General features: G+C 50.0%; 23 protein-coding genes and 1 pseudogene. 10 read left to right on the top strand and 14 right to left on the bottom strand.

What is annotated here, in order from left to right:
* The first annotated feature begins 13 nt into the window (after positions 1–13).
* Positions 14–1,213: an MFS transporter gene (locus tag NSS79_RS12940; RefSeq protein WP_342440361.1), complete on the top strand. Its 1,200-nt coding sequence runs from the start codon at positions 14–16 to the stop codon at positions 1,211–1,213.
* Between the two features lie 191 nt (positions 1,214–1,404).
* Here the strand turns inward: NSS79_RS12940 and NSS79_RS12935 are convergent, their stop codons facing one another.
* Together NSS79_RS12935 and NSS79_RS12930 are read right to left on the bottom strand one after the other, a co-directional pair.
* Positions 1,405–1,578: a hypothetical protein gene (locus NSS79_RS12935; protein ID WP_173139976.1), complete on the bottom strand. Its 174-nt coding sequence runs from the start codon at positions 1,576–1,578 to the stop codon at positions 1,405–1,407.
* Between the two features lie 100 nt (positions 1,579–1,678).
* A complete protein-coding gene (locus NSS79_RS12930; protein ID WP_038590078.1) occupies positions 1,679–2,581 on the bottom strand; it encodes an ArsR family transcriptional regulator in 903 nt (300 codons plus the stop codon).
* A gap of 154 nt (positions 2,582–2,735) precedes the next feature.
* Between NSS79_RS12930 and NSS79_RS12925 the strand changes: the two genes are divergently transcribed.
* Positions 2,736–4,244 (top strand): alpha-N-arabinofuranosidase, encoded by a 1,509-nt coding sequence (locus NSS79_RS12925; RefSeq protein ID WP_342439652.1) that lies wholly within the window; start codon positions 2,736–2,738, stop codon positions 4,242–4,244.
* A gap of 10 nt (positions 4,245–4,254) precedes the next feature.
* Here NSS79_RS12925 and NSS79_RS12920 read toward each other — a convergent pair whose 3' ends face one another.
* The 3 genes and pseudogenes from NSS79_RS12920 to NSS79_RS12910 form a co-directional block, all read right to left on the bottom strand.
* Complete coding sequence (locus NSS79_RS12920; RefSeq protein ID WP_342439651.1) at positions 4,255–4,944, bottom strand: LrgB family protein; 690 nt, start codon at positions 4,942–4,944, stop codon at positions 4,255–4,257.
* Positions 4,941–5,357, bottom strand: coding sequence for a CidA/LrgA family protein (locus NSS79_RS12915; protein ID WP_038590069.1), 417 nt, complete (start codon positions 5,355–5,357; stop codon positions 4,941–4,943). The genes NSS79_RS12920 and NSS79_RS12915 overlap by 4 nt, the downstream gene beginning before the upstream one ends.
* Before the next feature lie 238 nt (positions 5,358–5,595).
* A pseudogene (locus tag NSS79_RS12910) lies at positions 5,596–6,277 on the bottom strand (NAD(P)H-dependent oxidoreductase).
* A 148-nt stretch (positions 6,278–6,425) separates the two neighbouring features.
* On the opposite strand from NSS79_RS12910, the gene NSS79_RS12905 reads away from it, so the two are divergent.
* On the top strand, positions 6,426–6,800 hold the full coding sequence (locus NSS79_RS12905) for a helix-turn-helix domain-containing protein (RefSeq protein WP_038590065.1): 375 nt from the start codon (positions 6,426–6,428) through the stop codon (positions 6,798–6,800).
* Between the two features lie 54 nt (positions 6,801–6,854).
* On the opposite strand, the gene NSS79_RS12900 is transcribed toward NSS79_RS12905, so the two are convergent.
* Positions 6,855–7,232, bottom strand: a complete 378-nt coding sequence (locus NSS79_RS12900; protein ID WP_342439650.1) for a YkvA family protein — start codon at positions 7,230–7,232, stop codon at positions 6,855–6,857.
* A 365-nt stretch (positions 7,233–7,597) separates the two neighbouring features.
* Entirely contained in the window at positions 7,598–8,572 is a 975-nt protein-coding gene (locus NSS79_RS12895; protein WP_342439649.1) for an acetylxylan esterase, read from the bottom strand.
* Between the two features lie 100 nt (positions 8,573–8,672).
* Between NSS79_RS12895 and NSS79_RS12890 the strand changes: the two genes are divergently transcribed.
* The gene (locus NSS79_RS12890; protein WP_342439648.1) at positions 8,673–9,497 is read left to right on the top strand and encodes a sugar phosphate isomerase/epimerase family protein; all 825 of its coding nucleotides are present in this window, start codon (positions 8,673–8,675) and stop codon (positions 9,495–9,497) included.
* Here NSS79_RS12890 and NSS79_RS12885 read toward each other — a convergent pair whose 3' ends face one another.
* Positions 9,498–10,004 carry a DinB family protein gene (locus NSS79_RS12885; RefSeq protein ID WP_342439647.1) on the bottom strand — a complete coding sequence of 169 codons (507 nt, stop codon included), beginning with the start codon at positions 10,002–10,004 and terminating at the stop codon, positions 9,498–9,500. It abuts the gene before it with no gap.
* A gap of 138 nt (positions 10,005–10,142) precedes the next feature.
* On the opposite strand from NSS79_RS12885, the gene NSS79_RS12880 reads away from it, so the two are divergent.
* Both NSS79_RS12880 and NSS79_RS12875 read left to right on the top strand, forming a co-directional pair.
* The gene (locus tag NSS79_RS12880; protein ID WP_342439646.1) at positions 10,143–10,565 is read left to right on the top strand and encodes a hypothetical protein; all 423 of its coding nucleotides are present in this window, start codon (positions 10,143–10,145) and stop codon (positions 10,563–10,565) included.
* Between the two features lie 196 nt (positions 10,566–10,761).
* A complete protein-coding gene (locus NSS79_RS12875) occupies positions 10,762–10,920 on the top strand; it encodes a hypothetical protein (protein WP_342439645.1) in 159 nt (52 codons plus the stop codon).
* Between the two features lie 64 nt (positions 10,921–10,984).
* Here NSS79_RS12875 and NSS79_RS12870 read toward each other — a convergent pair whose 3' ends face one another.
* Positions 10,985–11,227: a hypothetical protein gene (locus NSS79_RS12870; protein WP_342439644.1), complete on the bottom strand. Its 243-nt coding sequence runs from the start codon at positions 11,225–11,227 to the stop codon at positions 10,985–10,987.
* A 174-nt stretch (positions 11,228–11,401) separates the two neighbouring features.
* Between NSS79_RS12870 and NSS79_RS12865 the strand changes: the two genes are divergently transcribed.
* Positions 11,402–12,163: an SGNH/GDSL hydrolase family protein gene (locus NSS79_RS12865; RefSeq protein WP_038590046.1), complete on the top strand. Its 762-nt coding sequence runs from the start codon at positions 11,402–11,404 to the stop codon at positions 12,161–12,163.
* Positions 12,164–12,593: 430 nt separating this feature from the next.
* On the opposite strand, the gene NSS79_RS12860 is transcribed toward NSS79_RS12865, so the two are convergent.
* On the bottom strand, positions 12,594–13,715 hold the full coding sequence (locus NSS79_RS12860; protein WP_342439643.1) for a glycosyltransferase family 2 protein: 1,122 nt from the start codon (positions 13,713–13,715) through the stop codon (positions 12,594–12,596).
* A 258-nt stretch (positions 13,716–13,973) separates the two neighbouring features.
* Here NSS79_RS12860 and thiD point away from each other — a divergent pair, with 258 nt between their 5' ends.
* Entirely contained in the window at positions 13,974–14,786 is an 813-nt protein-coding gene (gene thiD, locus NSS79_RS12855) for a bifunctional hydroxymethylpyrimidine kinase/phosphomethylpyrimidine kinase (protein ID WP_342439642.1), read from the top strand.
* 222 nt (positions 14,787–15,008) lie between these two features.
* Here the strand turns inward: thiD and NSS79_RS12850 are convergent, their stop codons facing one another.
* Positions 15,009–15,920, bottom strand: a complete 912-nt coding sequence (locus NSS79_RS12850; protein ID WP_340899013.1) for a hypothetical protein — start codon at positions 15,918–15,920, stop codon at positions 15,009–15,011.
* A 539-nt stretch (positions 15,921–16,459) separates the two neighbouring features.
* Here NSS79_RS12850 and NSS79_RS12845 point away from each other — a divergent pair.
* Entirely contained in the window at positions 16,460–16,729 is a 270-nt protein-coding gene (locus NSS79_RS12845) for an AraC family transcriptional regulator (protein WP_342439641.1), read from the top strand.
* 91 nt (positions 16,730–16,820) lie between these two features.
* On the opposite strand, the gene NSS79_RS12840 is transcribed toward NSS79_RS12845, so the two are convergent.
* Positions 16,821–17,063 carry an alpha-L-arabinofuranosidase C-terminal domain-containing protein gene (locus NSS79_RS12840; RefSeq protein ID WP_342439640.1) on the bottom strand — a complete coding sequence of 81 codons (243 nt, stop codon included), beginning with the start codon at positions 17,061–17,063 and terminating at the stop codon, positions 16,821–16,823.
* A gap of 156 nt (positions 17,064–17,219) precedes the next feature.
* Here NSS79_RS12840 and NSS79_RS12835 point away from each other — a divergent pair, with 156 nt between their 5' ends.
* Positions 17,220–18,038 carry a protein kinase gene (locus tag NSS79_RS12835; protein WP_342439639.1) on the top strand — a complete coding sequence of 273 codons (819 nt, stop codon included), beginning with the start codon at positions 17,220–17,222 and terminating at the stop codon, positions 18,036–18,038.
* 4 nt (positions 18,039–18,042) lie between these two features.
* On the opposite strand, the gene NSS79_RS12830 is transcribed toward NSS79_RS12835, so the two are convergent.
* On the bottom strand, positions 18,043–18,291 hold the full coding sequence (locus tag NSS79_RS12830; protein ID WP_342439638.1) for a hypothetical protein: 249 nt from the start codon (positions 18,289–18,291) through the stop codon (positions 18,043–18,045).
* 494 nt (positions 18,292–18,785) lie between these two features.
* Positions 18,786–19,385 (bottom strand): TetR family transcriptional regulator, encoded by a 600-nt coding sequence (locus NSS79_RS12825; RefSeq protein ID WP_342439637.1) that lies wholly within the window; start codon positions 19,383–19,385, stop codon positions 18,786–18,788.
* Positions 19,386–19,427 lie beyond the last annotated feature (42 nt).

Raw genomic sequence — 19,427 nt, 5'->3', positions numbered from 1 at the left:
CACTATCTATATCATGCAGCTCGTAACCATCTTTCTAGGCTTTGTTGTATTCGGGATCTCGGAAAATATTAAAGGCCCGGCGATTCCGCGGATTCAATTTGATTTCAACCTGGATGAGCAACAGCTCGGTACGCTGCTCTCCCTGAATGCACTGGGCTATCTGATCGCCTGTTCTTTCACGGCTATTCTCGTCCGCAAATGGGGCATCAAGGCGGTCAGCATTATTGCATTCGCCTCGATGGTCATCTCGGGTGTGTTGATTTTTCTGTCGCAAAGCTATCCGCTGTTTGCTTCCTCTTACTTTCTGATGTACATCGGGAACGGGATGCTGGAGATTGGGCTGGCGATTCTGGGGGCACGCATTTTCGTGAAAAATACGGGGATGATGATGAATTTATCCCACTTCTTCTATGGGCTGAGTTCGACCGTAGCGCCACTGCTGGCTACAGGAGTGATGTCGTTAAGTGTGTTTGGACATCTGCTGGACTGGCGGGGGATGTACCTGGTCATGTTGTCGCTCTGTCTGCTGCCGATTCTGTCCGCACTGCGCAGCACCTTTCCCGGCGATGAACTGCCGCACGAGGACCGCACTTCCTTCCGGACCCTGATGCATGATCCTGCGCTCTGGATGATGGTCATGATCCTGTCCTTTGGCGTCGTTTCCGAATTGGCAGTAGGCGGCTGGCTGGTTAACTTTCTGGAGAAAGCGTATGCCTGGAATACCGCCCAGGCCGCCGGCATGCTGTCGGCATTCTTCCTGTTGTTCTCACTCGGACGACTCTTGCTCGGTCCGCTGACGGACCGTATCGGATTTGTGCTCTCCCTGATTATATTCTCATGCTTCTCGGCAGTCTGTACCTTCATAGCTCTGGCTGGCGGGGAGAGCCTTGCATTTCTGTTCGCTTTATCGGGGGCAGGAATCGCCATCATCTATCCTACTGTTATGGCCTTTATTGCGCGCCGCTACCCCAATGGAAGTGATATAGCCATTACCTTTGTTGTGACCTTAATGGGCCTCGGAAGTGTTGTGGGAAACTACCTGATCGGCTGGGTAATTGAAACCGTCAAAGCTATGTATGGCAGTACAACAGAGCTTGGCCTGCTTCGCGGTCTGCAGGCGGGGTATGGTTTCATCGGATTATGTGCTGCGGTCTGCTCCGTATCGGGAATTGTGCTGTATCTGTATTTGAAGCGGAGACAGGAACTGATCTGACGGCTTTACATAGTTCGTAAAAACAGCGGTTCTCCGGTAGCAGAAGAACCGCTGTTTTGTGCTGTGTTTTTCATCGCTAACGGTCCGTGGCGTCTTCAAAATCATGCATCACCGCAATCAGCTCTATAATTTCCCAAGCTAAAAAGCAGACTATCCCCGAAAGGATAGTCTGCTTTGGCAGTTCACTTGGATTAATTTTTGGGGAGCGGGTCTGGATGAGCCGATTCTGCAGGTTTAGCCACCCAGTCATCAGCCTCCGGTTCAATATCGACGCCGTTCTCCATCTTTTTGCGCTCGGCGAGAGAATCACCGTCTTTGTTTTCTTTATTGCGGAGATCCGCTTCGTTTTGCGTGTGATCTGACATGTGAATTCCTCCTAGACTTTTTTGGGCCACATAGTTATAGTTACCCGTTGACCTGGTTTGCAAACATTTTGCAGAATAGTCCTGAAAAATTGCAGGTCGGCTATTCGTAATATACCCGGAAGACAATGTCCTGCTCATAATTCCCGAACCCGCGGCCAAACAGGGTTAAACCGCCCCGCCTTCGGGTGGTGTCCTCCGCAGTAAGCCGGAAGATCCAGTGATCCTGCTCCCAGCCCGCATCATCAAGAGTGACCGCAGAGATCTGCTGCCCGTCCACATACGTACCGCCTTTATTAATCCTTAGGACCTTGAGCAGCCCATATTGGTTGACATCCGAGTTCCACCAGGCCGGAGTAAGGCGTCCTCTCATCACCCCGAAGTCCCCGGGACTGGTCCATTTCCCCAGCTCCATACCATTCAAGGTAAAGCTGATGTCCGAAGGCCATTTCTCGTTCACATGCGGTGCCTCTGAGCCGATTTCCATGGAGATCTCGATCTCCTGAACCGTCTGGTCCATAAAAAGATAGTTAGGAACCTTGTACTCGGCGTAACCTTTGGCGAACCATAAAATCCCCGCATCCACCCGTTCCGGATCGAGAAAATAACGCGGATCATCATAATACCCGATCAGCTTCTCCGTTGTGGCTATGCCGCAGGTAGGCGAAGCTTGCAGATCGGTATAATGTCCCACAGGCACCGACACCTCGACCACTTTTCTGGCGATACCCTTTGATCCCGATAGCTTAATCTGCAGGAAATTGGCCGACAGCGAACAGAACTTGTAGGTCCCTCCGTCGATTCGCTTCATTTGTGAACTTACAATTCCTGCCTTTTGGAGCTTGGCGACATGGGAGCTCACGATTGCACTGCTGAGATAAAGTCTGGCTGCCAGCTCTTTGATATGCATTTCCTGCGTGCCAAGCAGTTCAATAATCCGCAATCTGACCTCACTCGCCAGCGCTTCATAGACCTTAAGGGATTCTGAATCCGTTGTTAAATACATATCTTATCCTCCATTTTCCGTAATTGAATTAATATTTTTATTAATCCTTAATATTTATATTGCTTAGTATAGCTTGACATACGTATTATGTAATCAGTTATTACTTCAACGGATTAATATAATCATTAATCCTAAACAAAGGAGCAGGTAATTCATGACGATACAATCCTCGATGATTGTTGATAAGGATTTTAAGCTGGCTGAGGTGGACCCGCGGGTCTACGGTTCTTTCATTGAACATCTGGGACGGGCTGTCTACGGCGGTATTTACGAACCGGGACATCCAACGGCAGATGAGAATGGCTTCCGCGGAGATGCCCTGCAGGCCATCCGCACGCTGAATGTCCCGATTATCCGTTATCCCGGCGGAAATTTCGTCTCAGGCTACAACTGGGAAGATGGAGTTGGTCCCAAGGCTGAGCGTAAGCGTTCTCTTGAACTCGCCTGGTGGACGACCGAAACCAATCAAATGGGTACTAATGAATTCGCAGAGTGGGCTAAGCTGGCAGGTTCCGAAGTCATGATGGCTGTCAATCTCGGTACCCGCGGGATCGATGCGGCCAGAAATCTGGTCGAGTATTGCAATCATCCCTCCGGCTCTTACTGGAGTGATCTGCGCATCTCCCACGGTTATGCAGCCCCCCATGCCTTCAAAACCTGGTGTCTTGGCAATGAAATGGATGGTCCATGGCAGATCGGGGCCAAGACGGCAGTCGAATACGGGCGCCTAGCCAATGAAACAGCTAAAGCCATGCGCTGGGTGGATCCTTCGCTTGAGCTTGTCGCCTGCGGCAGCTCAGGCAGCGGGATGAACACCTTCGCCGAGTGGGAAGCTACTGTGCTGGATCTCACCTATGATAATGTGGATTTCTTGTCTTTGCATACGTACTACAATAACAATGAAGACGATACCCCTAATTTCCTGGCCCGCTCCCTGGATATGGACCAGTTTATCGACAGTGTAGCCGCTGTATGCGATTATATCAAGGCCAAGAAAAAGAGCAGGAAAAAGATTTATCTCTCCATGGATGAATGGAATGTGTGGAAGTCCCAGGGTTCAAGCCGCGCCGAGCAGCATTGGCAGGTCGCCCCGCCGGAATTCGAGGATGTGTACACGCTGGAGGATGCGCTTGTTGTGGGCTGCTGTCTAATCTCCCTGCTGAAGCATGCGGACCGGGTGAAGATGGCCTGCATTGCCCAGCTTATTAATGTCATTGCACCAATTATGACCGAAAACGGCGGCCCGCTCTGGCTGCAGACCACGTACTATCCTTATATGCATGCTTCTGTCTATGGCCGCGGGACTGTTTTGCACCCGCTCATTTCCAGTCCGAAATATGATTCCAAGGATTTCACCGATGTTCCCTATCTGGAAGCAATCAGTGTATACAACGAAGAGCAGAACGAGGTAACTGTGTTTGCCGTTAACCGCCATCTGGCAGAAGGCTTGGAGCTAACTGTGGACCTGCGCAGCTTCGGGGCTGTTACCGTGCTCCAGCATACCGTACTGGAACATGAGGATATTCATGCAACGAACACCCGAAGCAACCCGGGAACAGTCCTGCCGCATGACCGCGGCACTGCCACGGCAGACGGCGGACGCGTAAGCGCCCTGCTTCCCAAGGCTTCCTGGAATGTGATCCGGCTGCAGGTGAACGGCTAGGCCAGAGGTATTAATGATACATGATCCAGGCCACGAGCGGACCGATAATGGAGCCGACGATTGCGCACACCGTCATCGCTACGGAACTCATGGAGACGGACTGCTCGCCGTATTCCAAGGCTTTTGCCGTACCAAGTGCATGTGAAGCTGTGCCCAGACCGATCCCGATGCCGGACTCGCCCCGGATGCGGAACAGCTTGATGATGTAAGGACCGCCGATGGCTCCGGTGAATCCGGCAATCATCACAAATACGGAAGTCAGCGAGGAATCTCCGCCCAGATTGCTGGAAATTTGAATCGCTACAGCGGTCGTAATCGATTTCGGCAGGACGGAAAGAACATATAATTTGGAAAATCCCATTCCTGCCGCCATCAGCAGGCCGCTGAACATCCCGACCAAAAGTCCGGTTACCGTACCTCCTAGCACTGCGGGGAGATTCTGCCACAACACATGACGCTGTTTGTACAACGGATAAGCGAGAGAGACAACTGCAGGTCCAAGCAGCTTGTTGATCCACTCACCGCCGATCATATAAGTGTCGTAGGAAATATGAAAGCCCATCAGCAGCAGAACCACTGTAAAGGTAGCCGTCAGGGCCGGCAGGAGTACGGGGAAACGAAAACGTTTATAAAGCATGGACATCAGGAGATAAATTCCCACATTAAGCAGGACAAAACCAACTGCGAGCAAAAATCTCATGCTTCCTTCCCCTTCTCTCTAAGGCTTCCAGTGCGGTAGCTATTTCTGCTTCTGCGTCTGGCGCTGCGGCCGGTGAACCACTGGCTGGAATGGGCCGTAACGACCATAGTCAGCACACTGCTCACCACGAGAATGGCAATCAGCAGGAGTCCTCTGCCGCTGAAAATATCAAGGTGGTTCATAATCCCGGCAGTCGCCGGAATGAAGAACATCGGAAGATAGGCCAGAATAAAGGAGGAGCCATTCTCAATCAGCTTGAGCGGCACGATTTTGCAGAGCAGCAATATAAACAGAAGCAGAAGCCCGACAATACTGCCCGGAACCGGGAGATGCAGCAGCTTTTGCAGATAGTCTCCGGCCAGATAGAACGCGTACAATATTCCGACCTCGGCAATAATGCGGATGATTTTCATGATGCAGGAATCCCTTCAGTCTTATAGTGAATATCCTATGTAAAAATACTGACTATATTAGAGTAGCAGAACTTTCAGTAAATTTTCAATTATTTTTCGAAGCTTCTATGTATTTTCATACGTGTAGATCAAATAAAATCCTTATATCCTAAAAAGAAACCTCTCCAGAACGGGATCGTGTTCTCACACTGCCGCTCACATGGAGAGGTTTCTTCTATTTACATTACACCTCTTTACATTACACCCACTGAATCACTTGCCCGGCAGTTTGCCGAGTTTTCCCGCGCGGCTCATTGATCCGGTAACCAAAGGCCACCATACAGGATATCCCAAAATGCTCAGGGTCCATAATACCTTCAGCAGCCAGTACCTCTTCAATCTTCACCTTGTCGAAGCCTTCTATCGGGCAGGAATCGATGCCGATCATCGCTGCAGCGGTCATCATATTGCCGAGAGCCAAATACGTCTGGCGGGCCCCCCACTCGAACATGGCCCGTTCATTGTCTTTCAGGCCAAAGTCGACTTTCAAGAAAGTATTGTAAGTCTGCTGCTTACCTTCAGCAGCTTCGGGCGGCAGGTTCTGCACCTGTTCCATCATATGCCGGATATGATCCGATCCGGCGGCCATATCTCCGGGTTGTCTGGACAAGATCAGCACAAAATGGCTGGCGGTTGGCAATTGTCCCTGGGCCCCCCCAGGCAAAGGGGCGCAGCTTCTCGCGGATTTCCGGGCTCTGCACCACAACAAACCGCCAGGGCTCAAACCCGAAGGAGCTTGGAGACAACCGTCCCGTCTCCAAAATAAACTGAAAATCATCCTCGCTGATTTTCCGGCTGCTGTCAAACACTTTCGTCGCATGTCTGAATTCAAAGGCGGATAGGATTTCATGCTTGGCCGCTGCTGTCGCACTGGCTTCCATCGTACATACTCCCTTTCTATAAAGGGACGAGTTTAGTTTGACTGATTGTGGCTTACAAGCATAATATTAAAGTATATATAATGGATTTTGTAGTACGCACATTTTTGTTATGTAGTATACAAATTGATACTATAGGAGTGATCCCCGAATGCGAGATCGAAAAGGCGGATTTGGCCAATGCCCGGACGGCAACGAAACAGCGTGCCCCGTAGAATTTACACTCGACGTTATTGGCGGCAAATGGAAGGGTGTGCTTCTATACCATTTAATGGACGACAAGAAAAGGTTCAATGAATTCCGCCGTATCTGTCCCGGCATTACCCAGCGGATGCTGACCTTGCAGCTCCGTGAGCTGGAGGAAGACGGAGTGGTGCACCGCGAGGTCTACCATCAAGTGCCGCCAAAGGTCGAGTATTCCCTGACCGAATTCGGCCGGACACTGATCCCGATCATTATGCTGATGAGGGATTGGGGCGAAGAATACAAAATAAAACAGCTTTCCAAAGAAAGCTGCCCTAGTTGATTCAGAAACAGGGGTGCAGGTTTGATGCTGCACCTTTTTTTGTATGACCTGCTTTTATTTTTCCCCGTTGAAGAAAACCTCTGACTTCTCCCGGTGTTCGTCCGTTACCTGTCCGGCGATTGCCCGAATGCCTGCCGCAATAATAGCTGCGTCATCTGTCAGTCCCAGACCAAGTAAGGCATCAGGAATAGCATCAATCGGCGAGATGAAATAGGCTAGTGCTCCGAAGGCAATACCTTTTGCCCACAATGGAGTTTTGGCGTCAATGGCGCAATAGTACATCGCAATCGCATCTTTGGTAAAAGGAATTTTGCCGGCGAATTTCCTGGTTTTGCTCCAGAAACTCTTCTGCACCAGCCTCTCGTTCTCTTTGCTGTATTTGAAATGGTCCACTACGAGTTCTGCGGGAAGCTTGTTTCCGTCCTTCTCCATTAGCGATACCTCCTGTAATTATAGACTAATCTTTAATAAGTTCTAAAGCTCCCTCATTATAACATATACACCATACCCCTTCGGGCAACGCGCCCTATATAGATTGAACTTATAATTCTTCTATTTTGGGATTGGCCGTGACTACAGAGAATGTTTGGACTTCCGGCCGCTGTTAGGTTTGGATTTCCTGAATTAACCGCGGATCGCGGTAGAAATCCAAACCTAAAGGCGGACGCTGTCGCACCTACAGTTCCAAAATCCCCCTCCGCCACTCTTCCCTAAATGTAATTCTCAAGTTCAATCTATATAGCTAAAATTAAAACCCTTGACCCGGTGTTACTCCAAATCAAGGGTGTGAGAATTACCTATTGCTGCTGCGCTGTCCCCAAATGCCGCTCAAAAAATATCGCCTTCTGACGGTTATGGAACTCGCCGACCTCATGTCCGGAGAATGGGTAATCCCAGATTTCTTTGGGCGCCGCAATGCGGTTATACGCCGCATAGATCGTTTCCGGCATACATACCGTGTCCTTCCAGCCGACAGACATCATTACAGGTGCAGTAAAGCGGTGCGCCAGATTCACGATATCGAAATAGGCAAGATTATGCAGAATGCGTTCCAGATGCTCAGGGTACCGCTTGATGTAATCAGCGATCTCTGTCAAAGAGCTGGTTGAATTCAGCACCCCGAAATCCAGCCGGCAAAGATTCGGAATGTCGGCAGCGACCGCAGCGACACGCGGGTTCAGCGCGCCTGCCAGCAGGGAAAGTCCGCCTCCTTGGCTGCCGCCGGTAACAGCGATGCGTGAGGGATCTATGCCGGGCAGCTGCGCGGCGGTATCCACGGCCCGGATGGCATCCATCGCCGCAGCCATGTAGTAGGAGTGCTCCTTCTCCAGGATCCCCTGGGTGATCCAGCCTTTGGCAACACCGCTGCTCTGGGGCAGCAGGTTTCCCGTCTCACCCAGCTGGCCCCGCACATCTACAGCCAAAACAGCATAGCCGAGAAGCACCCATGAGGCATAACGTTCCGGGTATCCCCGGTCCCCGGTATAACCCGGAAATGTAACGATACAGGGCAGCACCTGCCCGGCTTCTGCATTCCAGGACGGCTGAATATGCCAGGCATACACCGTGGTTTCATCAAATCCCTTGAAGCTGACTTTGTTAACCTCCATGCCCGGATAGGGTGTTTCTTCGGGAACAGTGGTAATGTGCAGCGGCTTCTGTTCATATTCCGCAAGGATTCCATCCCAGTAATTGTCGGCTGACTGTGCATCAAGTGTCGGTTCAGGACGGCAGTTTTCCAGTTCCTGCTTACGCAGTTCAATAGTATTCATAGCATAATCTCCTAAACTTAGTCTTTGTTATTGCAAGTTCTTGTAAGCGTTATTAATATTAATAGTAATAATAATATAAATCCAGAGAATTCAAAAGGAGATGTTCATCATTCGATACGGAACTTTGGCGCATTCAGCAGGTTGTCTGCCGCTCCAGACCTTAACTTCCACACTGCAGGCCCACGATATCAGCTTCGTACAGCTCGCCCTGTCCAAGGCAATACAGGATATCGACACTTCCCCCGGCAAACTGAGTCCCGGCTTGGCCAATTATATCGGCGAGCAATTCGACAAGGCAGGGATCCGTATCGGTGTTCTCGGCTGCTACATCAATCCCGTTCATCCGGACCCGGTGGTCCGCAGGGCAGAAATCGACCGTTTCAAGGAACACTTGCAGTTTGCCAGACAGTTCGGCGCACCGATGGTAGCTACAGAAACCGGGGACCTGCATACGTTTAAAGAGATGGAGCCTTACCGTTACGAGGAGATCGGTTGGGAAACGCTGCGGACTACGGTGGAAGAATTGGCCGAGGAAGCGGAGAAATGGGGCGTATTTCTGGGGATCGAAGGCGTCAGCACCCACACCTTATCCACCCCGCAAAAAATGCGCCGCCTATTGGATGAGGTGCCTTCCAGCTCCATAGGCGTCGTGTTCGACCCCTGCAATTGGATCGGTGACGATGTGTCCCGGCAGGATGAAATTGTGGACAGTGCCTTCAGTCTGCTCGGTGACCGGATGATCCTGGCCCACTTGAAGGATATCTACCGCGAAGGGAACCATGTCCGTCACGGAAAAGCGGGCCAGGGGCTGTTCCACACTGCAGAATTCCTGCAAAAGCTTCAGACCTTCAAGCCTATGATTGATGTCTCCCTAGAAGAAATCACTCTTCCTGAGATTCGGGAAACAGTTGCCCTGCTGACATGATTAATTGTAATGCTTCCAGTTCAAAAGATGTGCGTCTTCCTCCTGCAGCCACTTCGCTGCATACACAATCTGCCCGGTGTGGTAGGAATAATGCTCTGCCGCACCGATCAGTACCTTCTGGATGCTCCACTGGTAGCTGTCCACGCCGGAATTCTCCGGGTAGGTAATGGTAACTACCTGCTCCAAATCTGCAGCCGTGAGCTTCCGGACAACGGACCAGCTCTCGGCTCTTACCGATCTTAGCAGGGTGAGCAATTCTTCCCGGCTATGTCCGCCTGTCTCCAGAAGCTCACCCGGTCTGTCCCTGATCACCGGCTGATTGCCAATCCCGCTGACCAGATGCTGGTATTCGCTGCCTGCGATATGAAGGCAAAGGTTGCCGATTGCATTCATTTTCGGTCGGGGACGGAACCATATCTTCTCTTCCGGCAGCTTGCCGACAGCTTTCTCTACATACTCCAGGGATTGATCCAGCCTTCTCATACACGCCGCAATCATTTCACTCATCCTCTTTGCCTCCTGTTCGCTAGTCCCGATTTTGATTAATGACCGGATACCCGGTACTCTTCCTATCCTTCTGAATAAAATAGTATACAAAAAGCATCGCTGCTGATGCTATATTCTCCAGAAGGGAGGCGAGCATCGATGAGGTTCACATTCCCCATTCTCACCTTATGCCATGGCGGGGCGCAACGGATGCTGGTGGAGCTCACCAATGGCCTGACAGCTTTGGGCCACCAGGTTGTGATTCTCATTCCGCTGGAGGGCGACATTTCCTATGAGATCCATTCCACCCTGCTCCGCACCGACCACACGGTGCTGCGTGAAACCGACTTTCCGGCCAGCGATGTCATTGTTTCCAATTTCTATACCACTGTGCCTGTGGCCGAAGCCGCCAGCAAGAATGGAAAGGGAATTCATGTACGCCTGTCCTTATGTTACGAGCCGCTTTTTTTGCCGGAAAATCATGTATCCTTTCCCAGTTATCATACCACCGGCAAGCTGATCGTTCTATCACAGTGGCAGAAGGTAGCCGACCATGTCAGCCCCCCGTCAATAGACCTGTAAAACCCGGTCAAAGCTGTACCTGTGCTGTCATCCACCGCCACCGCGCACAGAATATTCGGACTCAACGTATTTACTGCGATGGGAGGTTCAATATGATTGCCCGGAAGCCCGGCGGTAATATTGACATTCACCAATTCGTATCACCCCATTTTCAAGTAGAGATAATTGTTAAGCGATCGATGTATGTAAACTCAGGTTGAAGGATGCTGTTAACGATGTTCCCGGCTGCGTCCAGGGCGAACACATTTATGACAGTATTAACAGCACTGTAGAAATTGATCTGGGCTTCATAATAATCAGCAAGGTTCACAGAAAAGGTCTGAACGACAAGCTGCTGGGGATTGACCTGAAATAAGGCCTCACCTACCGGGACGCGGGTAAAATTGCTGCCCCGAAAATGAAAGATCTGCAAATTGATATTAATCACTTGCACGAATTGAAAAAATAGCGGCTGCCCCGCGCAAAATCGTGAACAGCAGATCCGGACTTCCGAGTGTATTTTGAACGCCAACCGAAGCATTGAGCAGGACACTGCCTCCCTGCGCTGTCGCGAGTCCAAACTGAGTCAGTGTATTGCTTGAAGGAGCGCCAAGGATCGGCACGGAAATCGACTGGATGAAGCTGGATATTGAGCTTTTACTGAAATCAACAACCTGGGTCATTACAAAACGCCTCCTTGTCACAAATTTAACTCTATATAGGATATGGCATTATTCAAGAAGTGACTGGACCTCTTCAGCCCCTAAATCCATGACATATATACATATGCAATCCTTGGACGAATGGATTACACTAAGATTAAGTACAATATAGCTATCGGAGGTGAGGCTAGTCATATGAACGTATCGGACAAACAAACTGCCGTGCCCCAGTTTAAATATATGGTGAGCGGCGATTCCATCTCCAAAGGGGTGGTCTATGATGAAGCGAGAAGCAAATATGTCATTCTGGAAGAAAATTACGTGTCGCTGCTTCAGGGCAATCTGAAGGGGGCGCTGCGCAATACGGCCAGATTCGGCAACACACTGCTCAAGGGCTTCGGCAATCTGAAACGGGATGTGCTGAAAGAGAAGCCGGATGTGGTACTGATCGAATACGGGGGAAATGACTGCGACTTTCATTGGGAGGAAATTATGAATAACCCTGAAGCAGAACATAATCCCAAGACCGATTTCACGGCTTTCGAAAAAATGCTGCTGGATATGATTGATTTCCTGAAAAGCCAAGGGATTATGCCTATTCTGATGAGTCTTCCTCCGCTGGATGCGGACAGCTACTTCAAATGGGTCAGCGGAAACAACCCGGCATCGGAAGTGAATATTCTGAAATGGCTCGGCAGCATCACTAAAATCTACTGGTGGCAGGAAAGATACAATTCCACGATTATCAAGGTCGCCGAGAGCACCCGAACCAAAATCATTGATGTCCGGGGCGCTTTTCTCCAGCAGCCGGATTTCACCAAGTTCATCTGCCGGGACGGGATTCACCCCAATAAAGAAGGACACCGTATCATCTTTGATAAGGTGCTGGATTTCATCCGAAGCAGTGAACCCCAGCTGCTGGTGGACAGCACCGGACAGGCTGCACACAGTCATTAAAGTCTAAAAGGCCCGCTGCATATGATAGATGCAGCGGGCCTTTTGCCGCCTGTTCAGGGATTATGGGATGGAAACTACCGCAGGCAGCTGGCGGAACAGATGGTTCCGGCTCTGTGATTCAGACAATGCTGTTCCAGTAAACTGGCTTATTATGTTTGCTGCGTCTACCGGACTGAGGAGCGGCTATCTTACCTGGAACGTGCTGTATTCCTTGCCGGCGGACTGCATAGCCGTTATTCTCGCCAAAAGGCGGCCATTTATCGCCAAATGTAGAGCATAACGTCCATGAGGTCCGATTCCTCGCTGAATGATGCAGTTTATCCGAAATAGCTGCATTGGAGTCCGGATGCAGCCGCAGCATGCAAGTAGGTCTGCTTAAAAGCCCCTAATTCAAACAGCAAAGCGGCCAAGGCGCTAGGCGGGCAACGTGTTATTCCGCTTCCTTTTCGCCAGCTTCCCGTGAATGCAGCTCTACATAATGGTCTCCGAGCACATTTTTGAAATAATTGCGGTTGTAGAGCATACTGGGATGGACGGGATGATAGAGCAAAGCGGCTTCATTGAATAGATTAGCTTTCTCGCGCTGGCCCAGCCGGTCATAACATAAAGCAAGCTGAAGATTAGGCACCCAGGTGGCAAACGCCTCGTTCTTCACACCCATTGAATCATTATTCCGCGGGAGTTTAATCGCAAGCTCATACCAGTAGACAGCCGGGAGCAGCTGGTCTTTCTCTACATGCCAGGCACCTAGCCGGCAGCAAAACTCCGCCCGGGGAGTATCATACTGCAGCGTGCGGCATAATGACTGGAAGGCTCCCTCCCTGTCTCCAAGCCGCTCCTGGCATTCAGCCAGCCTAAGACAGGCCTGGTAACTATCTTCAATCCAGCCCAAACCTCCGTCGAGGAACAGCTCATAATAGCGGCAGGCTTCCTCATAAATTCCATGGTCGCGCAGTTCGTTGGCATAATAATACTGGTCACGCGGCGAGAATACTTCAGCCTCCGCCACCCGCTTCTGATAGATCCGCAAATTGCGGTCCGTATACACTTTGTCTTTTTCATGAGTGATGCAGACATCACTGCTGTAAGCGGGCCCGTAGACCTCCAGATACTCATGCACCGGACCTATCCACTTGAAATTGCAGCTTCTGCGGACCAGCCGGTTGCGGCGCAAAGAGGTGACGACTCTCCCCTCTCCGTCAAAAGCCAGATTGTACTGCATGTTCACACTGTCCACACCGTCTGGCAAGCTGTGCTTCAGCTCCCTGAACCGTGCATGATCCACGTCCTTCAGGTAGTCATCGGCATCCAGCCAGAAGATATATTCCTTGGTAGCTTTGCTGAAAGCAAAATTGCGGGCGGCTGAGAAATCATCAATCCAGGTAAAATCATAAATAACCGCCCCATAGGACAAGGCGATCTCTTTGGTGTTGTCCGTTGACCCGGTATCCACAATGATGATTTCATCAGCAATTGCCCCTACCGAAGACAGGCAGCGGGGCAGGCTATTCTCCTCGTTGCGGACAATCATGCATAAGCTGATTTCTATCATAGTACCCTCCTCAAAGTTTTGTGAGCACGCGCTTTTCTCCTATATTGATATGCACCGCAGCAGGAATGGAACCCTTGCTCCTACCTATGATATTTCCGCATTCACCACTGACCCTAAGGAGAAAGCCCGGAGTGAAACAAGCACAGTGTGCTTTTTTGAGGACGCTGGCGGTGTTTTTTGTTATAATATCGTAGAGTTTAAAATGATTCCCTCTGAATCAGGCTTTAGAATTTCATATACAAGAAGGAGACGTTACCTTTGTCAAAGATCATAAAAACCCTAACCATTGCCGGCAGTGACTCCAGTGGAGGCGCAGGCATCCAAGCTGATTTAAAAACCTTTGAGGAGTATGGCACCTACGGCTTCAGCGCATTAACGACTATTGTCACCATGGACCCGGATAATGGCTGGCACCATAATGTCTACCCGATTGACTCTTCCATCGTGGCGGAGCAGCTAAAGACTATCTTTGCCGGTGGACCTGTGGACGCGATGAAGACAGGGATGTTGGGCAGTGTGGATATTGTGCTTGTTGCGGAAAAAGCGATCAAGGAAAACCTCCAGACCAATGTGGTCATTGACCCGGTTATGGTCTGCAAAGGTGAAGACGAGGTGCTGAACCCGGAGAGCGCAAATGCCATCCGTGATTTGCTGCTGCCGCTGGCTACCGTAGCCACTCCCAACCTGTTTGAAGCAGGGGTGCTTTCTGGACTAGGCAAGCTCACAACGATTGAAGAAATGAAAGAGGCTGCGCGCCTGATCCATTTGCTGGGAACCCAAAATGTTGTTGTCAAAGGCGGTAAAGCGCTAGGTGGAGACCTTGCGATAGACGTCTTCTTCGACGGCTCCGAATATACTGTACTTGAGACCGCCAAGATTGAACCTGCATACAATCACGGAGCAGGCTGCACGTTTGCAGCTGCCATTACCGGCGGCCTGGCGAACGGCCTGTCTGTGCATGACGCAGTAGTCAAAGCGAAGGATTTCGTCTCCGCAGCCATCCGCAGCGGTTACGCCTTCAATCAATATGTCGGCCCTGTATTTCATGGCGGTTACCGCCTGAAACAGTAGGACAAGCCGGGGCTGTAGGACTGCACAGACAGGGCTGTAATTCCCTGACTGGATATCCGTCCCTCAACCTGCTACCTGCTTACTATACGCATAACAAAACCGTGCCCCGTATAAGGTGTCACGGTTTTTGTTTGCCTATTGTAAAAAACCGTTATCGTGCTGCGCAATGCAGCATGATAACGGTTTGTTCTATACAATCGAAGTTTCAGAGAACCTCAAGGCTTATTTTTGAGCGGCTGACTTCCCGGCAATCTTCTCAATGAACGAAATGAGCTTGTCCTTATTTTCATCTTCACCAAGGACCCCAATAATGATGTTTTTGGAATTGTGGTTGAGTGGAAGCGCGGAAACAAACGGTGAATCTGTAATGTCTACGCCGTACAGTTCCTCTTGTCCGCTTTCTTCATTTTTCCCCCATTTCAGGCGGGAATCGTCTTTGGCAATTGCCCCGTCTGCTACGACGGCCTCCAGATTCCCGAAGCCATCCTGCCCTCCGATCCATTCCAGGGTTGCTTCATCCAGAATGAGAACATCCGGCTGATTCGCCGCAAGTTCTACAACGGCCTTCTGCATATAGTTCATATCAAACGTATCCGAACCGGGTCCTGTTTGCGGGAGATAAACGATACTGGCCTCTACCCGCTTCCAATCAGGGTATTGGGCGATAACTGCCTTTTCCAGAGCATCCGTCTTACCATCCGGGTCCTGAACCCCGAAATTGCCCAGGAACATGATTTCCGCATCAACCGGCGGCAGAGAGGCGAGGTATTTCTTATGCTGCCAATTATTATAGAGCGCGTTCCCGCCTACAGCCAGTACAATAACGATAATAATGGATACAATTACATGTGTCTTGTACAGGCGCATAAACCGTTCCCATTTACTCGCAAAACCGGAAAGCTTGCCGTATTTCGCCAGTCTCTGCTGTTCGGCTTCCTGAATCTCCTGCTCGTCCAGACTATCCAGAATAAACTTGAAGGCCTGAAAATCCTCCTCCGGCGCCGACCTTTCATCATCGGAAGCTTTGGAACGCCGCCGTTTAAGCAGCAGATCAAACCGTTTATTTATCTCTTCTCTGGATACGTTTTCAGACAATCCCACTCGTTCATATGCCTTTTTCAGCTTCTCATTCACATTAAATTTCTCCTTTGGTATGTATGATGCCCGCCTTGCTTTGTCGCTGCCGTCTCTGTTCTTAGCTGTGTTTACTCTTTCATTATATATTTTACTGACACTCGACACAATTTCTCTCTGAATGTTCTGACATCTGATTACGAATAACTGAATGCTTCCATTCAGAATCCCGGATGAACACTCTCATACTTTTATCTCCTTTACTAACTTATTATCTGTTAATCTCACATGTATTTTTCACTTGACCCTTAACGTCATCCATCCCGAAGGGTTCACGATAGACCGTCCCCATGGCTCGGGGGATTATCTGTTTTTAATGTTCCGCAGCACCATGGAGATACAGCTACAGGGCCAAACGATCATCGCCGACAAAAACACCTACATTATCTACAAGAAAAGCAGCCTTCAGTTCTACCGGGGGGCCGGATGTCCGATAATCCATGATTGGTTCCACTTTGAAATGGAGGACGCCGAGGATTTCTTCAGTCAGCTGAATCTTCCGTTTGACACGCTGATCCGGAACCTGGATTTGGTTTACCGTGGATCAGCTTGCAGAGAAGCTGCGGCTCAGCCGGTCGCATTTCCAGCATATGTACAAGCAGATCTTCGGAATTCCGGTCATGGTTGACGTCATTTACAACAGGCTAGGGTACGCTTCGTATTTGCTGGAGAACACTTCCTACCCGGTAAGCCATATTGCTTCCGCTTGCGGCTATGAGAACAGCGTGCATTTTATGCGGCAGTTTAAGAAGTTCGTCGGGCTTACCCCAAGCCAGTTTCGGGTGAAATCCGCAGGGCCCGTCCCCTAACACCAGTGCAAAAGAGCGGATAAAACAGCAGAAAGCGCCTGCTTCCCGGGAAGCCAAGCGCTTTGGTCTATTCTCAGCTATACAAGGTTGGTTATCGGAGTCTCATCACTGCCACCGACTGCTTCGGAAACTCATAAGCAAAGCTGCTGCCCTCTGTCTGCAAGGCCTTCTGTTTCGGGGAGACAAGCATGGGACGCTCGAAGCTGTTTTCGTCCTCCGGCTGATGTCCCGACATTTCGTACACTTCTATACTCAGTCTCTTGTCGGCCAATCCTTCCAAAACAATCTCAGCAGCAACGCTCACTTCCTGCATATTAACTGTTTTGAGAATCATATCCCCAGTAGAATGCTCTACACTGCCTTCCCGAGACCTCCAGCGTAAGATTGTATTCCACATCACTTTCGACGGTGAACAGCAATGGCAGATGCCCCAAGGCCAATGATATAATTTATAAATCATGAGAAATGAAGAAGACGAGGTAACGTCAAAGTGTTTAAATATCTAAAAAGCTTCCTGCAGGCATGGGCGGACTATCCGCTGGAGAAAGGCTGTTTTATCGGCAAACGGTACAGAATTATAGCGCAGATTGGCGTTGGCAGCTACGGAATTACCTACCGGTGTATCGACGAACAGGAGCAGCAGATTGTAGCTGTGAAGCAGGCCAAGCCGAGCAAGAAAGGAATCGGGCAAAAGATGCTGGCCTGGGAACGGGAGGTCATTTCACAGCTGGAGCATCCCTTCATCCCGGCCTGCCGCGATTATTTCAGCGAGAACCGCTCCTATTGGCTGGTGACCGATTATGTGGAGGGCAAAACGTTAGAGGATCTGATCTTTGCAGACAGCCGGACTTTCGGAGAGCAGGACACGGTGAAGTGGACACTGGCGCTTATGGAACGTGTGCAATATGTTCACTCAAAGGGTTTTGTTCATCTGGATATCCGTATTCCAAATGTGATTATGCGGGGTGAAGATCTCTATTTGATCGACTTCGGATTAGCTGCACCGATCGGCGGCAATGACACAGCAGCCCGGCAGCAAACACAAACAGGCTTCAACAGCGTAACGCCGTCGAAGCCTGCAACCATACAAGGTGATCTATTTGATATCGGACATCTGATGCTGTTCATGCTCTACTCCCGTTTCAGCCCCACATCCGGTGCAGCTGAAGGCAGCTGGATGGAGGAGCTTGAGCTCTCACCACAGCTGGAGCTTATTCTCATCAGGTTGCTCGGTGAAGGTGTACCTTATCAGAGCACCTCCGAGTTTGTCTCCGAGCTATCGGCAAGTCTCCCTGGGCTGAGGTCTTAACCGCTCAGCTCGAATGGCTGCCGTATTTATTCTTATAATATTTATGCCCTTTATGACCGCTGCCATGACGGTAGTCCGAAGAAGAGCCTCCCCGGGATCTCGGTCTGTCACTGCTGGAATGACGGGAATACTGTATTTTCTTATCGGAGCTGGAATGACGGGTATACCCTTGCCTTCCCCGTTTGCTGCTGGAGTGTTTATGCTGGGAATGCTCAACGGAATGAATCACTTTTTTCAGCAATTTCTTAAACATACCATCGCCTCCTCTTTAAATTGGCTAGGACAACTTATGCTCATATCAGGATACTACTAGTATATGCAACAAAAAAGCTGGGGTTTAGAATATACTTAAAATTAGAACATATTTTTTGCCCTAGTGCAAATTTGCAGGGATTTGATCAGTTCGGCATCAGCTTGGACGCTCCATCAACAAGAACATCATTTCGTGTTCTCCATTGTTATTTACGAACTCCCCTGCCGGCTTAAAGGCGCTTCATATCTCCATTCCACGATTTCCCGCGTATCCTGCTCTTCCATGAGCCGGATTGTATAATGCGGCATCTCATCTCTCCTTTACAATAAACAGTTGCTTATCCTCTACCTGAGTTTACGCGGTTTACGGTACAGAAATAAACCGGCGGGTCAATAGCTAATTTGAAAACATTAACAGCCCTCCGGCAAACCGAAAGGCTTGGTGTAACCCTACTTCTCCACAAAAAGAAAGTACCTCTAAATAGAAGTAGTTACTTACAACGGCAGTCCATCCTCCAGCTTGCTCAGCGCTTCATCCAGCACTGCCGCGAAATCCTCTTCCGGGTGTTCTGCATAATGGAGCATGACCGAGATGTTCACACCGATGACTGCTCCCGCAAAAGTGCGAACTGCGAGATCATTTGGCTGACGGCCAACACGCCCCGCTACCATCTCCGCAATCAGCTGCATCATCTGCGTCATGCTGTTCATCATCGCTGACCACAGCTCGGGAATCGTAATCACAAGCTGATTCCGTTCGCGCATCGTAGCCAGCTCATCTTCAGACATATCAAGCACCTCGGACATCATGGCGTTTTTGAGCGCCTGGAGCGGACTAAGTTCGGACGGCTGTGCCTCAAAGGCAGACACGAGCAGAGGATCATAATTATCACGTGTCAGCACATCCTCCTTGCTTGAAAAGTAGCGAAAAAAAGTGCTGTAGGAAATTTCAGCAGCTTCGGCAATCTGTTCCACAGTGGTTGACTTATAGCCTTGCTCACGGAACAGCCGCAGGGCATGCCGTTGAACCTCTGCCATGGACTTCGCCTTTTTACGTTCACGCAATCCCATGTTTCGTTTCCCGCCTGTAGACATAGTACACACATCCTGTCCTGTTAGAATTAACCTGTAATGAAT

The organism is Paenibacillus sp. FSL L8-0436, from assembly GCF_038593025.1.
GTDB lineage: Bacteria > Bacillota > Bacilli > Paenibacillales > Paenibacillaceae > Paenibacillus_AQ.
The sequence above is the reverse complement of the archived record's forward strand: the minus strand, read 5'-3'. Positions and strand labels throughout refer to the sequence as shown.

What these genes read in the sequence shown, in the direction of transcription:
- NSS79_RS12880 (WP_342439646.1), top strand. Translation starts at nt 10,143, where the DNA reads ATGAGGTTCACATTCCCCATTCTCACCTTATGCCATGGCGGGGCGCAA.
- NSS79_RS12825 (WP_342439637.1), bottom strand. Translation starts at nt 19,385, where the DNA reads ATGTCTACAGGCGGGAAACGAAACATGGGATTGCGTGAACGTAAAAAG.
- NSS79_RS12890 (WP_342439648.1), top strand. Translation starts at nt 8,673, where the DNA reads ATGTTCATCATTCGATACGGAACTTTGGCGCATTCAGCAGGTTGTCTG.
- NSS79_RS12940 (WP_342440361.1), top strand. Translation starts at nt 14, where the DNA reads ATGCAGCTCGTAACCATCTTTCTAGGCTTTGTTGTATTCGGGATCTCG.
- NSS79_RS12885 (WP_342439647.1), bottom strand. Translation starts at nt 10,004, where the DNA reads ATGAGTGAAATGATTGCGGCGTGTATGAGAAGGCTGGATCAATCCCTG.
- NSS79_RS12870 (WP_342439644.1), bottom strand. Translation starts at nt 11,227, where the DNA reads ATGACCCAGGTTGTTGATTTCAGTAAAAGCTCAATATCCAGCTTCATC.
- NSS79_RS12900 (WP_342439650.1), bottom strand. Translation starts at nt 7,232, where the DNA reads ATGGAGAAGGACGGAAACAAGCTTCCCGCAGAACTCGTAGTGGACCAT.
- NSS79_RS12865 (WP_038590046.1), top strand. Translation starts at nt 11,402, where the DNA reads ATGAACGTATCGGACAAACAAACTGCCGTGCCCCAGTTTAAATATATG.
- NSS79_RS12860 (WP_342439643.1), bottom strand. Translation starts at nt 13,715, where the DNA reads ATGATAGAAATCAGCTTATGCATGATTGTCCGCAACGAGGAGAATAGC.
- NSS79_RS12840 (WP_342439640.1), bottom strand. Translation starts at nt 17,063, where the DNA reads ATGATTCTCAAAACAGTTAATATGCAGGAAGTGAGCGTTGCTGCTGAG.
- NSS79_RS12895 (WP_342439649.1), bottom strand. Translation starts at nt 8,572, where the DNA reads ATGAATACTATTGAACTGCGTAAGCAGGAACTGGAAAACTGCCGTCCT.
- NSS79_RS12935 (WP_173139976.1), bottom strand. Translation starts at nt 1,578, where the DNA reads ATGTCAGATCACACGCAAAACGAAGCGGATCTCCGCAATAAAGAAAAC.
- NSS79_RS12925 (WP_342439652.1), top strand. Translation starts at nt 2,736, where the DNA reads ATGACGATACAATCCTCGATGATTGTTGATAAGGATTTTAAGCTGGCT.
- NSS79_RS12930 (WP_038590078.1), bottom strand. Translation starts at nt 2,581, where the DNA reads ATGTATTTAACAACGGATTCAGAATCCCTTAAGGTCTATGAAGCGCTG.
- NSS79_RS12830 (WP_342439638.1), bottom strand. Translation starts at nt 18,291, where the DNA reads ATGTTTAAGAAATTGCTGAAAAAAGTGATTCATTCCGTTGAGCATTCC.
- NSS79_RS12915 (WP_038590069.1), bottom strand. Translation starts at nt 5,357, where the DNA reads ATGAAAATCATCCGCATTATTGCCGAGGTCGGAATATTGTACGCGTTC.
- NSS79_RS12905 (WP_038590065.1), top strand. Translation starts at nt 6,426, where the DNA reads ATGCGAGATCGAAAAGGCGGATTTGGCCAATGCCCGGACGGCAACGAA.
- NSS79_RS12920 (WP_342439651.1), bottom strand. Translation starts at nt 4,944, where the DNA reads ATGAGATTTTTGCTCGCAGTTGGTTTTGTCCTGCTTAATGTGGGAATT.